Raw genomic sequence first — 18647 nt, 5'->3', positions numbered from 1 at the left:
GAGGTTCTTGCCGGGGTCCAGGGGCAGAGCCCCTGGCTACTCTTCTTCCTTTTCCGGAATCTCCAGCACCGATTGCGGCGGCTTCTTGGGCTGCCGATACTTCTGCCACCCAAAGCGCCGGTTATCGCCCGGCCGCAGCCGCATATCCTCGCGCAGCGCGGTGAAGGGCAGCGTCGCCGGATCGGCCACCACAGGCCCAGGGGCCGCCGCCACCAGCACCGCCTCGGCGATGGGTTGGAAATGCGCGCGGAAATGCACGCTGGATTTCACCGCCAGGATCTTTTGAGCCGCTGGCTCCACGCCCAGCATCTGGAAGATGGACTGGTCATGCGCCTGCATCTTCCGGCTGACGATGACCACGCGAACACCGCCGATCCGCAACAGCGCCGAGGGCCCGAGATCGGCCGGATTGCCCTTGCCCATGGGGCCGGTCAGCGTGAAGCGGCCATCGCCAAGCTTTTCCACGATGCCGGTTACGGTCAGTGGCGCCGCATCGCTCTTGCCACCCAGGGCCAGCGTGATGGTCGCGCCCTCACCTGCCGCATGGCAGGCGGCCGCACTTTCGGCGTCATTCATCGGCGCCAGCACCGCCCCCTGGGCATTCTGCGCGATGAGTTCGGCGAGCAGGCCGGTCGTGTCGCCATGGCCGCCGCCGCCGGGATTGTCCTGCGTATCCGCGATCACCACAGGCTTGCTGCTGGCGGCCGCGATGCGGATGGCCTCACTCACCGCGGCATCGGCGGGCTGCACCGCGCCGGCGAAGCTCGCTTCCCGCGCGCCGATCGCCTTGGACAGTGCCTCGGCGGCGGCGGAGGCTGCATCCGGCGTCTCGGCATAGGCGGCGATGGCCTGGCCGCAGCCGGGGAAATCCGCGTAGGGGAAGCCGAAGCAATAGGCGAGTTCCACCACGCTGGCCGCCAGCGCCAGGCGCTCCGCCATGACGCCGGCCATGGGCTCCACCATGGTGCATTGGCTGGTGATGGGGATAAGGAAATCCAGCTCGCGGAACGCCATCGCCCAGGGCGCGCCGCGCTGGATGCGCTGGATCAGCAGGGCCATGGCGCGTTGCCCCACCGCCAGCATGTCCACATGCGGATAGGTGCGATAGGGCACGATCACATCGGCCAACTCCGCCATCTGGCGTGTCATATTCGCGTGCGGATCGAGCGTCACGGCCACGGGGATGGCGCCGGCGGCGGCGCGGACGCGGCGCATGAGTTCGCCCTCGGCATCGGGGTAGTCGTCGCTCACCATGGCGCCGTGCAGGTCGAGGAAGATGCCATCCAGCGGAGCTTCCTCGAGCGCGACGGAGAGCGCATCCACGATCATGGCGCTGATGCGCTCAAAGGCCTCGCGCGTCACGGGGCCGGCGGGGTTGGCGAAGCACCATCCCAGGGGGGCGATGCTGGCGCCATGCCGCACGGCCTCCTCGATGCCGCCGCCGGCGCAGGTGGAGGTGCCCTTCAGGCCAGCCATCATGGCGCCGGGGCGTTGCAGCGCAGGCAACCCGCCAGGTGTCAGGAAGTTGGCCCATTCGGTGGGGTGTGGGGCGAAGGAGTGGCTTTCGTGCAGGAAGCCGGCAACGGCGATGCGCATCAATTCGAATCCTTGGAATTGGCAGTGGCGATGACGGCATCAGCCAGCACGCGCAAGCCCTTCTCCGCCCATTCGCGGGAGATGGACTCACTCGGGTGGTGGCTGATCCCGCCATGGCAGGGGATGAAAAGCATGACGGCGGGCATGCACGCCGCCGCGTGATAGGCGTCATGGCCGGCGCCCGAGAGGATGTCCCGATGGCGGAAGCCGTGGCGTGTTGCGGCATCGCGCAGGCGATCCGCCAGGCCCGCGTCGAAATGCACGGCGGCGAAGCTCCAATAAGGCTCGCGCTTCACGTTGAGCTTGCGGCGCGCGGCGATGGCGGCCATGGCCGCATCGGCCTCGGCCAGGAGCTGCGCCAGAACCTGGTTGGAGGGGTGGCGGTATTCGAAGGCGAAGCGCACCTGGCCCGGCACCACGCCATCGGCGCCGGGGTCCACCAGGAAGCGACAGACCGTCATTCGCGCCTCGGGGGCGATGCGGTACAAAATCGCCTCTCCGGCCGAGATCATCTCGGCCGCGGCCAGCACGGCGTCGCGCCGCATCTCCATCGGCGTGGTGCCGGCATGGCTGGTCTCGCCAGTGACAGTGACGAGGGCGCGTTCCGTGGCATAGCCGCCGGTGACGATGCCGAGGTCGCAGCCCTCATTTTCCAGCACCGGGCCTTGCTCGATATGCGCCTCGAAATAAGCGGCGGCGTTCTGCAGCAGATGAGGCTCGGCCGCGCCGTTCCAGCCGGTGGCGGCGAGTGCATCGCCATAGGGCTGGCCATCATCCAGCGCGGGGCGGGCCAGCACCTCGGCCTCGCTCAGCACGCCCATGGCGCCGGCCGCGCCAATCATGGAGGGGCTGAAGCGGCAGCCTTCCTCGCTGGTCCAGTTCACCAGGATGATGGGCGCTTCGGTGACGGTGCCGCTTTCGTGCAGCGCATGCAGGATCTCAAGGCCGGCCAGCACGCCATAGGGGCCGTCGAACTTGCCCCCCGTGGGCTGGGTGTCGAGATGGCTGCCGACCAGCACCGGCTTGCGCGTGGGGTCGCGTCCCTCCCGCCGCAGCGCCATGTTGCCGAGGCGATCCACGCTGAGCGTCAGGCCGATTTCGGCACCCCATTTCGCCAGCAAATGCCGCGCCTGCCCATCCAGCGCCGAGAGCGCCGGGCGGTTGTTGCCGCCGCCGGGAATGGGGCCGATGGCCGCCATCGCCATCAGCCGATCCCATAGCCGGTCGGTGGAGAGCGGCAGGTTCACGGGCGCACCAGGCCGGCCGTGGCCAGCGCCGCATCGGCCAGCACCAGCATGCCGGCCGTCGCCCATTCGGGCGTGATGCTTTCGGCCTCATTGTGGCTGAGGCCGCCATGGCAGGGGCAGAAGACCATCACCGTCGGCACGCGCCGCGCCATATAGACGGCGTCATGCCCGATGCCGGTCGGGATGTCGCGCCATTTCAGGCCGCGCGCTGTCGCGCTGTCTCGTGCGCGTTGGACCAGCGTGGCGTCGAAGGGTGTCAGCGGCGAATGCCAGAAGCGGGTGACGGTGATGGTCACGCCGCGCGCCAGCGCAATCTCCTCCGCGCGGGCGCGGAATTGTGCCTCCATCCGCTCCAGCGCCTCGGGGTCGCCGTGACGGGTATCAATGGTGAAGAAAACTCGGCTGGGCGCGATGTTGCGGCTGGCGGGGTAGATATCCACCACGCCCACCGTGCCGCGCCCCTTCTCGCCATTCGGCGCCAGGGTATTCAGTGCGATTTCCTCCACCGCCGCGATCAGGGGGGCGGCCGCCATCAGCGCATCGCGCCGCCCTGCCATGGGCGAGCCGCCATGCGCTTCCTCGCCCTCCACCACCACCTCGAACCAGGTCTGGCCCAGCGCATGGGTGACGATGCCGACATCATGGCCGCCATCCTCCAGGATCTTGCCCTGCTCGATATGGAGTTCCAGGTAGTGGCCAACCTTCTGGAGTTCCGTAGGATCGGCCGCGCCCTGCCAGCCGATGCGGCGCAATTCCTCGCCGAAGACGGCGCCATCGAAGGCGGTTTTCCCCAGGATTTCCGCCTCGGTGAAGATGCCCATCGCGCCGCCGCTGCCCATCATGGGCGGCGAGAAGCGCGAGCCTTCCTCATTGGTCCAGTTGATCAGCAGCAGCGGCGCTTCCGTCTCGGCGCCGGCCTCATGCAGCGCGCGCATGATCTCCAACCCCGCCAGCACGCCGAGAACGCCGTCATACTTGCCGCCGGTGGGTTGGGTATCGAGGTGGCTGCCGATGGCGACCGGCGGCAGGGTGGGGTTCCGCCCCTCTCGCCGGAAGATCATGTTGCCCAGGCGATCCACACTCATCGTCAGGCCCGCGGCTTCGGCCCAGCGCTGAAACAGCGCGCGGCCCTCGGCATCCACATCGGTCAGCGTCTGGCGGTTGCAGCCGCCCTTCACCGTGCCGCCGATCCTGGCCATTTCCATGAGGCTGTCCCAGAGGCGGGCGCCGGAAAGCGGCAAATTATGCATATTGCTGGACGGCCGATTCACGCTTCGCTCCTTGCCTGCGGCGGCGTCGCTCCGCGATCGGACGTCGGCTCCACCCCACACCATTCCGCCATGGCCAGCGCGATGCTGCGCGTGATGCCATGGATGCTCTCAATGCCCACGCTCTCGTCAATGCCGTGAATGTCCTGCGCATCCGGGCCGAAGACGGCGCAGGGCGTGCCCTGGTAGAGCACGAAGTGCCGCCCATCGGTCAGGCCGGTCGCCGGATAGTCGCGCAACGTGCCGCCGGTCGCTTCGGTGTAGCTGCGCTGGGCCAGCGCGCTGATCGCCGTGTCCTTGGGAAAGACGCAGGCATCGGCCATGAAGCCCTTGAATTCCAGCTTGACCTGGGCCCCGCGCAGCCGCTCATGCGTGGCGGCCTTGGCCACCAGCGCCTCGATATCCGCCTTGGTCTGCCGGGCCGAATAGCCCAGCATCACGCCGACGCGCAGCCCGATGCGGCAGCGCGTGGCGACCGAGGAATTCCACTCGCCGCCTGAAATCGTGCCGAGATTCACATTCACCGGATGGTTCACGCCGTGGAAGGCGGCGTGGATATGCTCGCCCCGATTCCGCTCCGCCTCGTAATCCTTGAAGGCGCCGGCGATGATGTTGGCAGCCTCGATCGCGTTGATGCCGGCCTGCATGTCCCGCACATGGGCGGGCCGACCACTCACCGTCACCCAGGCCCAGACGACGCCGACCTCGGCCGTGTAGAGCGCATCCAACCCTGGTCCCGGCTCGGGGATGATGACGCCATCGGCCTTGGGCAGCGCCAGCATGGTGGCGAGCGCGCCATTGCCGGTGCACTCCTCCTCGATCACCGCCTGCATCTGCACCTCGGCGGCCGGTTGCAGGCCGGCGCGCTTGAGTGCGGCAAAGGCCATGGCATAGCTGACGATGCCCGCCTTCATGTCGCCCGCGCCGCGCCCATAGACGCGACCATTGCGGATGCTGGGCGCATAGGGTGGTGTTTCCCACATGTCGGCCGCCCCCTCGGGCACCACATCCACATGGCCTTGCAGCACCAGGCTGCGGCCCTTCGCCACCTTCGGCCGATGCATCGCCGCCACATTGTCCCGCCCGGCATAATCCATCAGCGACGGTGAGAATCCGGGATGATCCGCAAGCTTGGCGGGGTCGGTCGCAATGCGCCGCGGCGTGAGGCCGAGATGGCGGTAAAGCCGCTCCATCTCATTCAGGGCGGAGGCCTCATTGCCCAGGGTGGAAGGGCAACGGACCAGGCGGAAGAGCCAATCCAGCGTCTCCTCCCGCAGCGAATCGGCGGCTTCCAGGATGGCGCGTCGCGCGCCGGGATCGAGTTGTGTCATGCGGCGCAGCATGGGCGGGCGCGCGCGAGGTTGTCGAGGCCCCGTGGGCAGGCTTCAATCACGCCCATGAAGGCCTTCCACCACCCGGATGAGGCGCTGCACGCGCCGGAATTCTTCCTCACACGCGGCCGTGTCCGCGCCAATTACGAAGTGCCGGCGCGGGCTGTTTCTCTGCGCGAGGGGCTCTCTGGGCTGGGCATCACGCCCGAACTCACGCCCCCTGCCCCGCAGGCCGCGCTGCTGCGGCTGCATACGCCCGAATATCTGCACTTCCTGGAGCACGCCGCCACGGAATGGGCCGCCCTGCCCGAGGCCGGCCCCGAGATCGTCGCCAATATCCACCCCACGCCCGAAATGCTGGCCCAATCCAGCCGCGCGCCGGGCCATGTGATTTCCCGTGCCGGCGCTTATACGGCGGATACGGCCTGCCCCATCGGTCCCGGCACCTGGACGGCGGCGATCGGCGCGGCCGGCTGCGCGCTGGCCGCGGCCGATGTCGCGGCCGCCGGCGGCCGCGCCTACGCGCTGTGCCGCCCGCCAGGCCATCACGCCTATGCCGGCCGGGCGGGTGGGCATTGCTACATCAACAATAGCGCGCTCGCCGCACAACGGTTGCGGGATGCCGGTGCCGCGCGCGTCGCGGTGCTGGATATCGACAGCCATCACGGCAATGGCACGCAGGGGATCTTCTGGGACCGCGCCGATGTGCTGACCATCTCGCTCCATGCCGACCCGTCGCGCTACTACCCCTGGTATGTGGGCTTCGCGGAGGAGACCGGGACCGCCAATCTCAATCTGCCGCAGCCCTTCGGCACGGGGGATGCCGCCTGGCTCGCGGCCCTCGATGACGCCATCGCGGCCATCCGGGCCTTTCGGCCCGAGGCGCTGGTCGTCCCGCTCGGCTTTGATGCCAGCGAGTTCGAGCCGCTGGCCGCGCTGAAGGTCACCGCCGATGGCTTTGCTCGCGCGGGTGCGGCCATCGGCGCGCTTCGCCTGCCGACGGCGATCTGCCAGGAGGGTGGCTACAATGTGGAAATTCTTGGGAGCCTGCTGCAACGCTTCCTGACCGGTTTCGGAGACGCTGCATGAATCCCCTCGCCAACCTGCCCCTCGTCATGGACACGCATATTGATATCCGCTGGCCCGAAACGCCGGATTGGCTGAGCGAAACCGCGCAATGCGTGGACCTGCCCAAGATGCGGCAAGGCGGCATGAGTGCGGCCGTCTTCATCGCCTATGTCGGCCAGGGGGTGCGTGATCACGCCGGCCATGCCGCCGCGGCCGCGCGGGCGGAAGCCATGCTGCGCCACATCCGCGCCCGTGCGGATGGCGAGGCGGCGCGCTTCTGCACGACACCCGATGAGGTCGAGGCCAGCTTCAACGCCGGCATCCCCGCCGTGCTTTCGGCGGTGGAGAATGGCTATGCCATGGGCCATGATCTCGGCCGTATCGCGCAGTGGCGTTCGCTCGGGGCTATCTATCTGACGCTGACCCATGATGGACATAACGCGCTCTCCGACAGCGCGCGCCCGCGCAAGAACCTGAATGACAGCGAGAGCGAGCATGGCGGGCTTTCGGCACTCGGCCGCGCCGCCATTCACGAGATGAACCGCGTGGGGCTGATGCTCGATTGCTCGCATGTCTCCAAAGCCGGAATGATGCAGGCGGCCTCCCTCTCGCGCCTGCCCATCGCCGTGACGCATACGGCCTGTGCCGCGCTCTGCACCCACCCGCGCAACCTGGATGACGAACAGCTGGACGCCATCCGGGCCAATGGCGGTGTTGCGCAGATCACCGCCGTCGCTTCCTTCCTGAAGGCGCCCGGCGCCAATGGCGTGACGCAGGCCAGCGTGGCCGATCTGGTGGATCACGTGGAGCACGCGATCCGCCGCATCGGCCTCGATCATGTCGGGATTTCTTCGGATTTCGATGGCGGCGGCAACGTGGTCGGCTGGGCGAATGCGGCCGAGACGCAGAACATCACGGCCGAACTCGCGCGCCGCGGCTATGGCGCGCGCGAGATCGGGATGTTGTGGTCGGGGAATTTCCTCAGGGTGTGGCGGCAGGTTCTGCGCGGGGCTGGGCGTTAAGCCCACCGCCACCCCGAAGCGTCACTCGATGAGGGGCGGGTTGGGCGCCCAGTCATAGCCGCTGCGGGCACGGTTGAAGGCATATTCAAACAGCGGGCGCATGTAGTCCGGGTTGAATGCCGTCGTGTAGGGCACCGTGAAATCCGAGCCGATATAGGCCAGCCGATACTCCACATCATCGCGCTGCGCGTTCAGCCAGATGCGCATCACGTCATTGAAGCCGCTGGAAGCGATCATCGTCTCCACCGCACGGGAGGCGATGCTCATCGTCCGCCGGTCCGTGGCCGCCCAATTCGCATCCAGCCGCGCATTGCGGATCACATAGGCGCGGATCGGCTGCACCGGCAGCCGGCGCGCGAGACGTTCCCGCCGCGCCTGCGTGACGGCAACGGGATAGAGGAAGGCCTGGTTGATGGCGCCCCCATCCACATGCAGCTCCTGATGCGGCACCCCATCCACCGTCACGTCGAACAGCACCGGCGCGAAAGCGCCGGGAATGGAGGCCGAGGCCAGCATGATGCGGTGGATCAGCGCGCCCGCACCGGGATGCCCGCTGGCCGCGATGGCGCCGACATTCCAGATCACCGGCAATTGCGCATCCAGATCCGTCGTGCCGATCAGCAGCAGGCGGCCCTCACGATAGCCCTGCCCGATCCGCGCGATCATGCGCTCATCCAACTCGCGCGAGATGGTGCGGAACAGGGGCGAGGTATCGGCCAGGCCATCATTGAAGACGGCGTTCAGCAGGCTGCGCTGGATGGCGATGTCGGCCAGCGTGCTCTCCGTGTAGACGCGGCGCAGGCCTGCATCATATTCGGGGCCGATGAAGGCGAAGGGGGCGATCAGCCCGCCGGTGCTGACCCCGGTGACCAGCATGAATTCAGGGCGCGTGCCGGCGGCCGACCAGCCATTGAGCAGCCCCGCGCCGAAAGCGCCGTCATCGCCCCCGCCCGAGACCGCCAGCAGATTGAGCTCGGGCAACATCTGCCCGGCCCGCACATTCATGAAGCGATGCCGCCGGGCAACCGCGCTGTGGAATTCCTCCGTGATCGGCCCGGTGCCGAGTGCTGGAAAGAAGCGTTCATTCGGAATGCCGAGCACCGTGGCCCGGCCGGTTTGCCCGCGCGGCACAGCGGGCCCTCGCACCGGCAGGGAACAGGCGGAAACGCTGGCCAGCCCCATGGCCAGTGCGGAACGACGGAGAAGTTTTGGCGCCATGATCTTGGTCCTGAGAGAAGATGCGCCGATCCGCGGCCGGCATCCGTGGGATGGGAAGCCGCGGTCAGGCCGCGCCGAAGCCCTTGCCGGCCACGCGATAGGCCTCACGCGGGGGAGAGAAGATATCCAGCACCTGGCACCCCTCGGGTCCGGCGCGCATGGTGTGCTCGATGCCGCCCGGCGTACGCCAGAAATCGCCCTTGGTCACGTGAATTTCCTCGCCGCCCTGGATGCGCACGGCGCTGCCCTGCAGCAGCACGCCCCACTGCTCCTCGGGGTGGCTGTGCAGCGTGCCCTCGCCATTCGGCGCGATGGTGACCACCGAGAGCATGGCCTGCTCGCCCGGGAAAATGCGCGTGGTGACGCCGGGCGCCAGCTCACGGGCGATGCCCTGGGTCACATCGGCGAGGTTGTGGAAATGCTCGGCTTGGCTCACGCGGCGATCCTCCTTGGGGTGCATGGCAGGGTTAACCATCGCGCCCACGCTCGGCAAGCGCCCAGGCGATGGCGGCACGCGCCAGCGCCGCCACCGTATCCACCACCGGAAATTCCAAAGCTGGCCCGGCAGCGATGCCGAGCGGGATTTCGGTGCAGCCCAACACCACGGCGGCAGCCCCCTCAGCATGCAGCGAGCGCGCGACTTCGGCGAGCGGGGCATAGGCTTCGGCCACGCGATTGGCCTTCACCAGGCCAACCGCCGGCATGACATGGCTCTCCATCATCGCCGCACTTGGGGTCAGGCATTCGATGCCCATCCGCTCCTGGTACAGCCGCATGGCGAGGGTGGCCGTCGTGCCCATCAGGCCGATGCGTCCCGTCGTGACGCCCTGCCGCGCGAGATCAGCGCTCGCCGCATCCACGATATGCAGGATGGGCAGGCTGGTCGCGGCCTGCATGGCGTCAAACCAGCCATGCGCCGTGTTGCAGGGAATGGCGATCGCCCCGCAGCCTGCCGCCTCCAGCCCGCGAATGCCGCGCAGCAAGGCGGGCAGCGGATCGGGGCCGCCATGGTTGCGGGCCAGCGTGCGGTCGGGCACCCGCGGATCGGACCAGAGCACGGTGGGGATATGATCCTGGTCCAGCCGCGCCGGGGTTTCCAGCGTGAGCGCACGCATGAATTCCGCCGAGGCCAGCGGCCCCATCCCCCCCAGGACACCCAGCATCCGCATCACGTCCATCCCTGATTGCCACGGGCTTTGTCGGCCGCGTCGCGGCGGCTGTCGAGGGTGGCGCTTGTGCAGTGATCCCGCGCGCGCAAAGCTCAGGCCAAGGCCAGGAGGCGAGAGATGCCGCAGACCATCCCCAACCCGTATGACCGCCTGGCGGAATCCCTCGGCCATGTGGTCGAGTTGCAGCATGTGAATATCCGCGTGCCGGATCAGATCGCCGCCACGAATTTCTACATCAGCGGTCTCGGCCTCACGCGTGATCCGTATCTGATGACGGGCACCGACAATATGTGGGCCAATGTGGGCATCAGCCAGTTCCATCTGCCGAGTGGGGCGCCGCAAATCCTGCGCGGCACCACCGCACTCATCCTGCCCGACCGCGAGGCCCTGCTGGCGCGACTTTCAGCGCAGCGCAAGGCGCTGGCAGGCACGCGCTTCGCGTTTCACGAGACGGCGGATGCGGTGGAGACGGTCTGCCCCTGGGGCAACCGTATCCGGGTGCATGCCCCCGACGCCCAGCGCTTTGGCCGGATCACGCTCGGCATGCCCTATGTGGAATTCGATGTGCCACGCGGAAGCACCCCGGGCATCGCGCGCTTCTATCGCCACTATCTGCAAGCCCCGGCCGAAGCGGCCGATGGCGTGGCGCGCGCGCTGGTGGCCAGTCGCCAGCACCTGGTGTTTCGCGAAACCGATGCGCCCCAGCCGGAATATGACGGGCATCACATCCAGATCACCCTGGCCGATTTCGGCGGCCCGCATGGACGCCTGGCCGCGGCCGGGCTGATCAGCGAGGAGAGCAACCCTTGGCAGTACCGCTTCCTGGACCTGATGGACCCTGACACCGGCTCAGCGCTGTTCCGCATCGAGCATGAGGTCCGCAGCATGACGCATCCGCTGTATGCCCGGCCGCTGATCAACCGCAACGCGGGCATCAACAACCGCAACTATATGCCAGCACACGAAGCCTGGCCCTTCGCGATGCCGCCCGAATAGCCTGTCATCCGCGGGCCTGCGCCGAGCGGCGGCCTGAGCCTGGCCCCTCCGGAAGCTCCATGAAATTGGCCGCGGCGGAAGCGCGGGCGAGCAAGGCGCGCAGGGCCGGGTTCTTTGCGGCATTCCCGTCGGTCAGCGCATCCACCGGGCAGAAAAATTCATGCGCATGGGCCGTCTGGGTCGCCATGAAGCCGCGGAAATGGGTCGGCTTCAAAGCAAAGAGGACGCGCGCATCGCGCACCGGCAGGACCAGCGGCTCGCGCGGTTCACGCTTGAGCATGCGGATCAGCCGCCAGCGCGGAATATTGTTGCCGGGCATGCCGGGCTGCATCAACCACTCCACCGGGCAAACGGCCAGGAGCGAACCGGTGCTGGGGGCGAAGCGGGAGCGTTTGTCCAGCAGGTTCTGATAGGTGCTGCAGGCCTCGATGCAGAGGATATCCACATATGGCTCCTCGGCGCGGCCGCTGAAATGCAGATAGAGGCCATCCGGCAGGGTTTTCAGCCGGTCGGCACCCGGAAATTTCAGATAGGGCTGCGTGACCTTGCGCTCCAGATCGGGCCTGGCCCGCAACCAGGTTCCGGGCTGCTTGAAGGAGGGCTCAAGGCCAGGCGGTCTTTGCGGCCAATTCCCGAGGCTCTGCCGGACTTGGTGATCCAGGCCTTCCGCGCGCGCGCCCCTTGGGGATGCAACCATTCGATAGTCTCCTGGGAAAAAACACAACCTATGAGGGAATAATGCTATTCCACCCCTATCGCGCAAGCGGAATTAGGCTTTTTCTCCGAATTATGACTTTTTCTTTCATGCTTGGGAATGTTTGTTTCCGACTTAATTTGATAAATCTATTTGTAACAGGGACTTTTCTCAATCTTCTGAGGCACAACTTCGCCTTGGAACTGGGCGAAGATAAGCAAGGCTTACCAACTCCGCCCTAGGAATTCCCTCCGCCACACCTGCCCCGCGTCCGCATGAGGCAAGTCCACCACGCAGGCCGCCCGTCAGGGCAGCGCGGCCACCAGCGCCTCGGAATGGGCCACCGTGCCAAAGACGCCGCCTTGCATCTTCACCATCTGGATCGCGGCCAGGTGGTTGCCGTGATCCGTCGCGCCGCAGCAATCCTCCAGGATCAGGCATTCAAAGCCGCGGTCATTCGCCTCACGCATGGTGGTGTGCACGCAGACATCGGTGGTGATGCCGGTCAGCACCAGGTTGCGGATGCCGCGCTGGCGCAGGATGAGTTCGAGGTCCGTCGCGCAGAAGGAGCCTTTGCCGGGCTTGTCGATGATCGTCTCCCCCGGCAGCGGCGCCAATTCGTTGATGATCTCCCAGCCCGGCTCGCCCCGCACCAGGATGCGTCCGCAAGGGCCGGGATCGCCGATGCCGGCACCGATCCGCTGCGAGCGCCAGCGCTTATTGGCCGGCAGGTCGGCCAGATCCGGGCGGTGCCCCTCACGCGTGTGCATCACCCAATAGCCCTTGGCGCGCATGGCGCCGAGCACGCGCTGGATCGGCGCGATGGGCGCGCGGGTGAGTGAGAGGTCGTAGCCCATCACGTCCACATAACCGCCCTTGCCGCAAAAATCCGTCTGCATGTCGATCACGATCAGCGCGGTATTGGCGGGCGTCAGCGCCCCATCGAAGGGCCAGGCGTATGGATCGGCGGGGATGGTCGGCATGGGTTGCTCCTGCGATGCACGAGTTGGCTCTGCCATCATGCAAGCAAGCGCCATGCCCGGTGGCATCGCTCTTGCAAACCCAGGAGCCAGAAGGCTGCGCCGGCCGTTTCCAGGCGCAAGCTTGCCGATAGCCTGGGCAATGAAGGATGGGTCTGCAATTGAACGCGGCATGGCGGCGATGGATGTTGATGGCGGTGGGTCCGCTCGCGCTGTTCGCCATCTGGTATGTGGTGAATGCGCAGGCCTGGGTCACGCCGCGGCTGCTGCCTTCACCCGTGCGGACGCTGCAATCCGTCTGGACCAACATGCTGGGCGGCGGCATGGCCGATGACTTCCTGCGGACGCTGTGGCGCACGCTGCAATCCTTCGGCATTGCGGCCCTGTTTGGCGTGCCCCTGGGCATTGTCGTCGGCGCCAATGCGAAGATCTATCGCTCCATCGAATTCCTGGTGGATTTTTTCCGATCCACTCCGGCCACCGCCATGTTCCCGCTTTTCATGATCCTGTTCGGCCTCGGCGATTTCGCGAAGATCGCCATCGCGGCCTTCGCCGCCTGGCTCGTCATCCTGTTCAACGTCGCCTATGGCGTGATGAATGCGCGGCAGACGCGCATCCTGGCCGCCCGCGTCATGGGCGCCTCCCGCCTGCGCATCTTCCGCGATGTGCTGTTCTATGAATGCCTGCCGCAGACCTTCGTGGGGCTGCGCACCGCCGTCTCCCTCGCCCTCGTTGTCATCGTCGTGGCGGAGATGTTCATCGGTGGCGATGACGGCCTGGGCAAGCGCATCATTGACAGCCAGATCACCTTCGACATGCCGCAGCTCTACGGAACCATCCTCGTCTCCGGCGTGCTCGGCTACGGGCTGAACCTGGTCTTCCTCACCCTTGAAACCCGCCTGGTCCATTGGGCCGGGCGATCCTGAACCGGAGCGCCCCATGAGCACACGCCGTCACATCCTCGCGGGGCTCAGCGCCGCAAGCCTTGCAGCGCCGGCGTTCGCGCAGGGGCGGCGCGATCGCGTCACCATCGCCTGGCTGCCCATCATGCAGACCATGGCCTTCTATGTGGCGCAGGAGGAGAAGCTGTTCGAACGCGCCGGGATCGAGGTGGAGGCCGCGCGCTTCCAGGCGCCCAACCAGATCATTGACAGCCTGGTCGCCAACCGGGCCGATGTGGGGGCGCCGGGCGCGGCTGCCGGCATTTCCGTGCTGGCCGAGGTGCAGTTCCCCGGCACCTTCAAGGCCTTCGGGCTGCAGGGCGGCGGGATCGCCGTGAACCGCATCAATGACGGGCTGATCGTCGCCAACAATTCCCCCATCACGAGCTTCGCCGATCTGCGCGGCAAGTCGCTCGGCCATCTGCCGGGCATCCAGTGGCGCACGATTTCGCGCCATATGGTGCGCCGCGCGGGGCTGAACCCGGATGGTGATGTGCGCCTGGTGGAGATGGCGGTGGGCTTGCAGGTGCAAGCCGTCATCGCGGGCTCGGTGGATGCCACGCTCTCCCTGGAACCGGTGGGCTCCATCGCCGTGGCCCTCGGCGAGGCCAAGCGCGCCATGACCAATCCGGTCGCCGGCGTGATCGCGGACCCCTTCTATTCCGGCGTCTCGCTGCTCACCACGAAGTTCATGCGGGAGCGGCCCGCGGTGGCGCGGCGCGTGGTGGAGGTGCTGGACGAAGCCACCCGCCTGGCGGAAACCGACTATGACCGCCTGCGCGCCATCCTGCCCCGCTGGACGGCGGTGCAGGCGGCCCAGGTGCCCATCGTGGCGCAGCCCTATCTGCGCGCGTGGAAAGACCTGAACGAGACGGATCTGAACTCCTACCAGGCGCTGGTGGATGTCTTTGCCTCCGAGGGCACGCTGCGCACGCCCTTCGCGGTGCGGGACTTCATCCTCAAGTCCGGCGACATGGCGGGCTGATGCCGGATCAGGCTGATCTGCGCTGGTTCACGCCCGGCACGCACATCACCGTGCGGGGCCTGCGCAAATCCTTTAGCGGCAATCCGGTCTATGTCGGTTTCGACATTGACCTGCCAAAGGGGCGCATCGTCTCTGTGTTTGGGCCCAATGGCTGCGGCAAATCCACCTTCATCAACATGGTGGCGGGGCTGCTGCCCATTGATGGCGGAGAGATCCTGTTTGAGGGCAAGACGATCCGTGAAACCCGCATCGGCTATGTCTTTCAGAATTATCGCGAGGCGCTGTTCCCGTGGCAGCGCGCGCTGGACAACATCCATTACCCGCTGAAGCTGATGGGCATCCCGCGCGCCGAACGCAACCGCCGGATCGAAGCGCTGGTCGCCGGCTTTGACCTGAAATTCGACCTGCACCGCTACCCTTATGAACTTTCCGGCGGGCAGCAGCAGACCGTCTCCATCATGCGGTCACTGGTGATCGAGCCCGAGGTGCTGTTCCTGGATGAGCCCTTCTCCGCGCTGGATTACGAGATGACGCTGATCATGCGGGATCAGTTGCAAAAGGTGCTGGTGGCGCGCGGCACCACCGCCGTGCTGGTCAGCCATGACCTGGAGGAGGCGATCTACCTGGCGGACAAGCTCTTGCTGCTGACGCGCCGCCCCTCGCGCATCGCCGAGTTCATGGATATCCCCCTGCCCCGCCCGCGCAGCCCGGCGACATTGACCGACACGGAATTCGTGCGCATCAAGGCGCATGCGCTGGAGGTTTTCCAGACGGCAGTCCGGGGGAGTTAGATGAGCGAGCCACCCTTTCGCGGATACCATGACATTGGCGGCCTGCCGGGCGGCCCCATCCAGCAGGATGAGCACCCCTTCGCCGATTGGCAGAAGCTCTCCGAGGCCATTCGCGGCGCGTTGGAGCAGAAGGATCGCTGCGTCTCGCTCGATGAAATTCGCCGCGCCTTCGAAAGCTTCGGCGAACCGCTTTACGAGACGCTCGGCTTCTACGAACGCCGCGCCGAGGCGCTGACCCTGCTGCTGGACGAGAAGGGCCTGGTGGAGCGCGCCGAAGTCCTGGCCCGCATGGATGCGCTGGCCGCCGGCCGTGGCCAGCGCGTGGACCATGCCGCCAAGACCGTGAGCGCAGGCCAGTGATGCCGCGCTTTCAGCCCGGCGACACGGTGCGCGTGCTTGATCTCGGCAAGCCAGGCCATGTGCGCATCCCTTTCTTCGTGCGCCACAAGACCGGCGTGGTGGAGCGCCATTGCGGCGCCTATGCCAATCCGGAAGAGCTTGGCTATGGCCGCCCCGGCCTGCCGCCGATTGACCTCTACCGCGTGCATTTCCGGCAGGATCACCTCTGGCCCGACTACACCGGCCCGGCGAATGACACGCTGGAAATCGAAGTCTACGACCATTGGCTGGCGCCCGCCTGATGCCCATCCCCTCCCCTGTCCCGCCTTCCCGCTTTTCCGCCGATGCGGTGGACCCCAAGCGCCCCGTCGTCGAAGGCCATGATGGCGCCGACTACTACGCGCTGATGACCGAGGCGCTGCACAAGATCCTGCTGGAGAAGCAGCTTCTGGCGCAGGGCGACACCGACCGCGTGATAGCGGCCCTGGAGGCGCCCAATGTCACTTGGGGGGCGCGCATCGTGGCTGAGGCCTGGCGTGATGCGGCCTATGCCGAGCGGCTTGTCGCCGATGGTTCCAAGGCGGCGGCGGAGCTGGGCTTCAAGATCAAGGAAGCCAAGCTCGTCGTCGTGCGGAACACGCCGGCGCTGCACAATGTGATCGTCTGCACGCTGTGCTCCTGCTATCCGCGCTCGCTCCTGGGGCAGCCGCCCTGGTGGTATATCTCCAAGAATTATCGTGCGCGCACCGTGCGGGAGCCGCGCGCCGTGCTGGCGGAATTCGGGTTGGATCTGCCAGCGGATGTAGAAGTCCGCGTGCATGATTCCAACGCCGACATGCGCTATCTGGTCCTGCCAATGGCGCCGGAGGGGGCTGCGGACTGGCCGGTCGAAAAGCTGATCCCGCTCGTCACACGACACATGCTGGTCGGAACGGCAGTCGCCTAGTCAGGGTTCAGGGAACCAGTTCCCTGACGGGATGCGCGAGGGGCCACAGCCCCTCGCCATCCGCGCAGCTGCGGCAGCCCCGCGCGAATGCCGGCCCATGCGGCGTTGATCTCGGCAGCGCCGCTGCCCTCCAGCGTGATCGCCTTCATCAGCTGGCACTTGGCGAAGTAGCGCCAATGGATCGGAAGACGCGCAAGGATTTCCGTCATCGCGGCATAGGCCGCGGGCGTCCAGATGCGTTCGAAGCCCTCGCGCTCCGCTCCGAAGTGGAAATGTGGATGGGGCGCATTGCTGCGGCGGGCGGAACGCAGCGCCTGGGTCGCGGCCGCATCCAGTGTCTCGTCGCGAATCACCACGGCATAGTCACGCTCGGCCGCTTCCTCGGTGATGCAGGCGCAGATCACGTCACGCAGCACACGCTCGGGCTCGCGCTCCAGCGGGTCGCCCCGGCCGCCACCGCCGGGTGAGGTGATGCGGATGATGTCGCCAGGGCCAGCGCTGAAGGTATCAATGTTGTTCAGCAGGCGCTGATTGGGCTGGCCCGGATTGACCATCATCTCCGACGCGCGGCCCGCCTTGCCGCCCAGAATGCCCCAGGCCTGGAAGCGGCAGCGATCGCGGTTGCGGGCGGTGATGCGCGTGTTGGGGGTGAAGACCTGGAACTCCATCTGCGTCGCCATGCCACCGCGCCAGCGGCCTGGGCCACCCGTCCCTGAGGCCAGGCCGTAGCAGCGGAAGCGGATGGGCACCTCGGCCTCGGTGATCTCGATGGGCGTGTTCTTGAGGTAGGCGGCATCCGCCCCCGAGCCATCCGTGCCATCGCCATGCGGCATGCCGCCGCCCCCGCCCACCACGGGATTCACGGCCGCGATGATCGCCTCGCCCGTGCGGTCATCATGCGTCATGACGTTGACGATGGAGCTGGAGCCGGCGGGGGCGGCGGGCATGCGCTCGGGCATGGCCAGGCCGAACACGCCAAAGACCAGGCTGCGCAGCCGCGCGCAGCTCAGGCTGCGCATGCCGACGGCGGCCGGGAAGCTTGGGTTCACCATCGTCCCTTCGGGCAGGATGCAGGTGAAGGGCCGCGTCAGCCCCTGGTTCAGCAAGAGGCCCGGATTGAGGGTGTAGAGCACGTAATACACGCCCACGAGCATGAGCGTATGGCGGGGATTGCCCCCCGTGGGCACGTTCAGCGAGGAGGTGAGCTGCGGGTCCGTCCCGGTGAAATCCAGGATGGCCGAGCCACCTTCGATCTTGAGCGTGACGGCGAGCCGCGCGGGATAGCCATCCGGCCCATCTTCATCCGCGAAATCGGCGAAGAAATACTCGCCATCGGGAATGGAGCGCAGGATGTCGCGCGCCTGGTGCTCGGCGTAGTCGAGCAAAGCGCCGAAGCCCTCGCGCAGCGTGTCCGCGGCGAATTTGGTGATCATCTCGCGGATCTTGCGCTCGCCCGTGTTCAGCGCGCCGACAAAGGCCTTGAGGTCGCCGAGATTCTGCTCGGGCTTGCGGACGTTGGTCAGCATCACATCCACCAATTCCGTGTTCAGCACGCCCTCGCGGTAGATCTTGGAGGGGCGGAAACGGATGCCCTCCTGATGGATTTCCGTCAGCGCACGGGAGAGGCTGGCCGGCACCGCCCCACCCATATCGGTGTTGTGGATGTGGCCGGACACCCAGCAGAGCAGTTCGCCCTCATGGAAGATGGGCTTCCACATGTGCAGGTCGGGCACATGGGTGGAGAGGAAGCCGGAATAGGGGTCATTGGTGAAGCCTACATCGCCTGGCTTGTAGTCCGGGATCATCGCAATCGCCGCGCCATAATCCAGCCCCGGATACCAGGTGGCGCCGAGATCCAGCGGGACGGCGATGGTGCGGCCGGCGGGGTCGAGGATCTGGATGGTGAAATCCTCCGTCTCCTTGACGAAGGTCGAATGCGCGGTGCGGTAGAGCGTGTAGGCCATGTTCTCGGCTGCGGCGCGCAGATGGTTGGCGAGGATTTCCAGGGTGACCTTGTCCATTACAGCCCCTCCCGAGGAACAAGGCCCCAGGCCCC

At 66.8% G+C, this 18647-nt stretch carries 19 protein-coding genes; 9 read left to right on the top strand and 10 right to left on the bottom strand.

What is annotated here, in order from left to right; translation table 11 throughout:
• Positions 1-36 precede the first annotated feature (36 nt).
• From LHU95_RS11690 to LHU95_RS11675, 4 genes are read right to left on the bottom strand one after another with little or no spacing between them, the layout of a single operon-like run.
• Positions 37-1596: a M81 family metallopeptidase gene (locus LHU95_RS11690; protein WP_248707133.1), complete on the bottom strand. Its 1560-nt coding sequence runs from the start codon at positions 1594-1596 to the stop codon at positions 37-39.
• A complete protein-coding gene (locus tag LHU95_RS11685; protein ID WP_248707132.1) occupies positions 1596-2843 on the bottom strand; it encodes a Zn-dependent hydrolase in 1248 nt (415 codons plus the stop codon). Before LHU95_RS11685 ends, LHU95_RS11690 begins: the two co-directional genes overlap by 1 nt.
• Entirely contained in the window at positions 2840-4114 is a 1275-nt protein-coding gene (locus LHU95_RS11680) for a Zn-dependent hydrolase (protein WP_349292616.1), read from the bottom strand. Before LHU95_RS11680 ends, LHU95_RS11685 begins: the two co-directional genes overlap by 4 nt.
• Positions 4111-5442: an ArgE/DapE family deacylase gene (locus LHU95_RS11675; protein ID WP_248707131.1), complete on the bottom strand. Its 1332-nt coding sequence runs from the start codon at positions 5440-5442 to the stop codon at positions 4111-4113. The genes LHU95_RS11680 and LHU95_RS11675 overlap by 4 nt, the downstream gene beginning before the upstream one ends.
• A 66-nt stretch (positions 5443-5508) precedes the next feature.
• Here LHU95_RS11675 and LHU95_RS11670 point away from each other — a divergent pair, with 66 nt between their 5' ends.
• On the top strand, positions 5509-6531 hold the full coding sequence (locus tag LHU95_RS11670) for a histone deacetylase family protein (protein WP_248707130.1): 1023 nt from the start codon (positions 5509-5511) through the stop codon (positions 6529-6531).
• Complete coding sequence (locus LHU95_RS11665) at positions 6528-7532, top strand: membrane dipeptidase (RefSeq protein ID WP_248707129.1); 1005 nt, start codon at positions 6528-6530, stop codon at positions 7530-7532. Before LHU95_RS11670 ends, LHU95_RS11665 begins: the two co-directional genes overlap by 4 nt.
• A gap of 21 nt (positions 7533-7553) precedes the next feature.
• Here the strand turns inward: LHU95_RS11665 and LHU95_RS11660 are convergent, their stop codons facing one another.
• The 3 genes from LHU95_RS11660 to LHU95_RS11650 all read right to left on the bottom strand — a co-directional run bounded on the left by LHU95_RS11660 (position 7554) and on the right by LHU95_RS11650 (position 9919).
• Positions 7554-8750 (bottom strand): patatin-like phospholipase family protein, encoded by a 1197-nt coding sequence (locus LHU95_RS11660; RefSeq protein ID WP_248707128.1) that lies wholly within the window; start codon positions 8748-8750, stop codon positions 7554-7556.
• A 64-nt stretch (positions 8751-8814) separates the two neighbouring features.
• Positions 8815-9186 (bottom strand): cupin domain-containing protein, encoded by a 372-nt coding sequence (locus tag LHU95_RS11655; protein WP_248707127.1) that lies wholly within the window; start codon positions 9184-9186, stop codon positions 8815-8817.
• Positions 9187-9217: 31 nt separating this feature from the next.
• Complete coding sequence (locus LHU95_RS11650; protein WP_248707126.1) at positions 9218-9919, bottom strand: amino acid racemase; 702 nt, start codon at positions 9917-9919, stop codon at positions 9218-9220.
• Between the two features lie 117 nt (positions 9920-10036).
• Here LHU95_RS11650 and LHU95_RS11645 point away from each other — a divergent pair, with 117 nt between their 5' ends.
• On the top strand, positions 10037-10915 hold the full coding sequence (locus tag LHU95_RS11645) for a hypothetical protein (RefSeq protein WP_248707125.1): 879 nt from the start codon (positions 10037-10039) through the stop codon (positions 10913-10915).
• A 4-nt stretch (positions 10916-10919) separates the two neighbouring features.
• On the opposite strand, the gene LHU95_RS11640 is transcribed toward LHU95_RS11645, so the two are convergent.
• Entirely contained in the window at positions 10920-11489 is a 570-nt protein-coding gene (locus LHU95_RS11640) for a hypothetical protein (RefSeq protein WP_248707124.1), read from the bottom strand.
• Between the two features lie 425 nt (positions 11490-11914).
• Positions 11915-12592: an isochorismatase family cysteine hydrolase gene (locus LHU95_RS11635; RefSeq protein ID WP_248707123.1), complete on the bottom strand. Its 678-nt coding sequence runs from the start codon at positions 12590-12592 to the stop codon at positions 11915-11917.
• A 188-nt stretch (positions 12593-12780) separates the two neighbouring features.
• Here LHU95_RS11635 and LHU95_RS11630 point away from each other — a divergent pair, with 188 nt between their 5' ends.
• The 6 genes from LHU95_RS11630 to LHU95_RS11605 are packed head-to-tail and all read left to right on the top strand — an operon-like array spanning position 12781 to position 16591.
• Positions 12781-13515 carry an ABC transporter permease gene (locus LHU95_RS11630; RefSeq protein ID WP_248707122.1) on the top strand — a complete coding sequence of 245 codons (735 nt, stop codon included), beginning with the start codon at positions 12781-12783 and terminating at the stop codon, positions 13513-13515.
• Positions 13516-13528: 13 nt separating this feature from the next.
• Positions 13529-14515: an ABC transporter substrate-binding protein gene (locus LHU95_RS11625; RefSeq protein ID WP_248707121.1), complete on the top strand. Its 987-nt coding sequence runs from the start codon at positions 13529-13531 to the stop codon at positions 14513-14515.
• Complete coding sequence (locus LHU95_RS11620) at positions 14515-15306, top strand: ABC transporter ATP-binding protein (protein WP_248707120.1); 792 nt, start codon at positions 14515-14517, stop codon at positions 15304-15306. Before LHU95_RS11625 ends, LHU95_RS11620 begins: the two co-directional genes overlap by 1 nt.
• The gene (locus LHU95_RS11615) at positions 15307-15666 is read left to right on the top strand and encodes an SH3-like domain-containing protein (protein ID WP_248707119.1); all 360 of its coding nucleotides are present in this window, start codon (positions 15307-15309) and stop codon (positions 15664-15666) included.
• The gene (locus LHU95_RS11610) at positions 15666-15947 is read left to right on the top strand and encodes an SH3-like domain-containing protein (RefSeq protein WP_248707118.1); all 282 of its coding nucleotides are present in this window, start codon (positions 15666-15668) and stop codon (positions 15945-15947) included. The genes LHU95_RS11615 and LHU95_RS11610 overlap by 1 nt, the downstream gene beginning before the upstream one ends.
• Entirely contained in the window at positions 15947-16591 is a 645-nt protein-coding gene (locus LHU95_RS11605; RefSeq protein WP_248707117.1) for a nitrile hydratase subunit alpha, read from the top strand. The genes LHU95_RS11610 and LHU95_RS11605 overlap by 1 nt, the downstream gene beginning before the upstream one ends.
• On the opposite strand, the gene LHU95_RS11600 is transcribed toward LHU95_RS11605, so the two are convergent.
• Entirely contained in the window at positions 16588-18612 is a 2025-nt protein-coding gene (locus tag LHU95_RS11600) for a hydantoinase B/oxoprolinase family protein (RefSeq protein ID WP_248707116.1), read from the bottom strand. The genes LHU95_RS11605 and LHU95_RS11600 overlap by 4 nt on opposite strands.
• Between the last annotated feature and the right edge of the window lie 35 nt (positions 18613-18647).

This window comes from Sediminicoccus sp. KRV36, assembly GCF_023243115.1.
Lineage (GTDB): Bacteria > Pseudomonadota > Alphaproteobacteria > Acetobacterales > Acetobacteraceae > Roseococcus.
The sequence above is the reverse complement of the archived record's forward strand: the minus strand, read 5'-3'. Positions and strand labels throughout refer to the sequence as shown.

What these genes read in the sequence shown, in the direction of transcription:
- LHU95_RS11690 (WP_248707133.1), bottom strand. Translation starts at nt 1,596, where the DNA reads ATGCGCATCGCCGTTGCCGGCTTCCTGCACGAAAGCCACTCCTTCGCC.
- LHU95_RS11675 (WP_248707131.1), bottom strand. Translation starts at nt 5,442, where the DNA reads ATGACACAACTCGATCCCGGCGCGCGACGCGCCATCCTGGAAGCCGCC.
- LHU95_RS11670 (WP_248707130.1), top strand. Translation starts at nt 5,509, where the DNA reads ATGAAGGCCTTCCACCACCCGGATGAGGCGCTGCACGCGCCGGAATTC.
- LHU95_RS11665 (WP_248707129.1), top strand. Translation starts at nt 6,528, where the DNA reads ATGAATCCCCTCGCCAACCTGCCCCTCGTCATGGACACGCATATTGAT.
- LHU95_RS11660 (WP_248707128.1), bottom strand. Translation starts at nt 8,750, where the DNA reads ATGGCGCCAAAACTTCTCCGTCGTTCCGCACTGGCCATGGGGCTGGCC.
- LHU95_RS11650 (WP_248707126.1), bottom strand. Translation starts at nt 9,919, where the DNA reads ATGCGGATGCTGGGTGTCCTGGGGGGGATGGGGCCGCTGGCCTCGGCG.
- LHU95_RS11645 (WP_248707125.1), top strand. Translation starts at nt 10,037, where the DNA reads ATGCCGCAGACCATCCCCAACCCGTATGACCGCCTGGCGGAATCCCTC.
- LHU95_RS11635 (WP_248707123.1), bottom strand. Translation starts at nt 12,592, where the DNA reads ATGCCGACCATCCCCGCCGATCCATACGCCTGGCCCTTCGATGGGGCG.
- LHU95_RS11630 (WP_248707122.1), top strand. Translation starts at nt 12,781, where the DNA reads ATGGCGGTGGGTCCGCTCGCGCTGTTCGCCATCTGGTATGTGGTGAAT.
- LHU95_RS11625 (WP_248707121.1), top strand. Translation starts at nt 13,529, where the DNA reads ATGAGCACACGCCGTCACATCCTCGCGGGGCTCAGCGCCGCAAGCCTT.
- LHU95_RS11620 (WP_248707120.1), top strand. Translation starts at nt 14,515, where the DNA reads ATGCCGGATCAGGCTGATCTGCGCTGGTTCACGCCCGGCACGCACATC.
- LHU95_RS11615 (WP_248707119.1), top strand. Translation starts at nt 15,307, where the DNA reads ATGAGCGAGCCACCCTTTCGCGGATACCATGACATTGGCGGCCTGCCG.
- LHU95_RS11610 (WP_248707118.1), top strand. Translation starts at nt 15,666, where the DNA reads ATGCCGCGCTTTCAGCCCGGCGACACGGTGCGCGTGCTTGATCTCGGC.
- LHU95_RS11605 (WP_248707117.1), top strand. Translation starts at nt 15,947, where the DNA reads ATGCCCATCCCCTCCCCTGTCCCGCCTTCCCGCTTTTCCGCCGATGCG.
- LHU95_RS11600 (WP_248707116.1), bottom strand. Translation starts at nt 18,612, where the DNA reads ATGGACAAGGTCACCCTGGAAATCCTCGCCAACCATCTGCGCGCCGCA.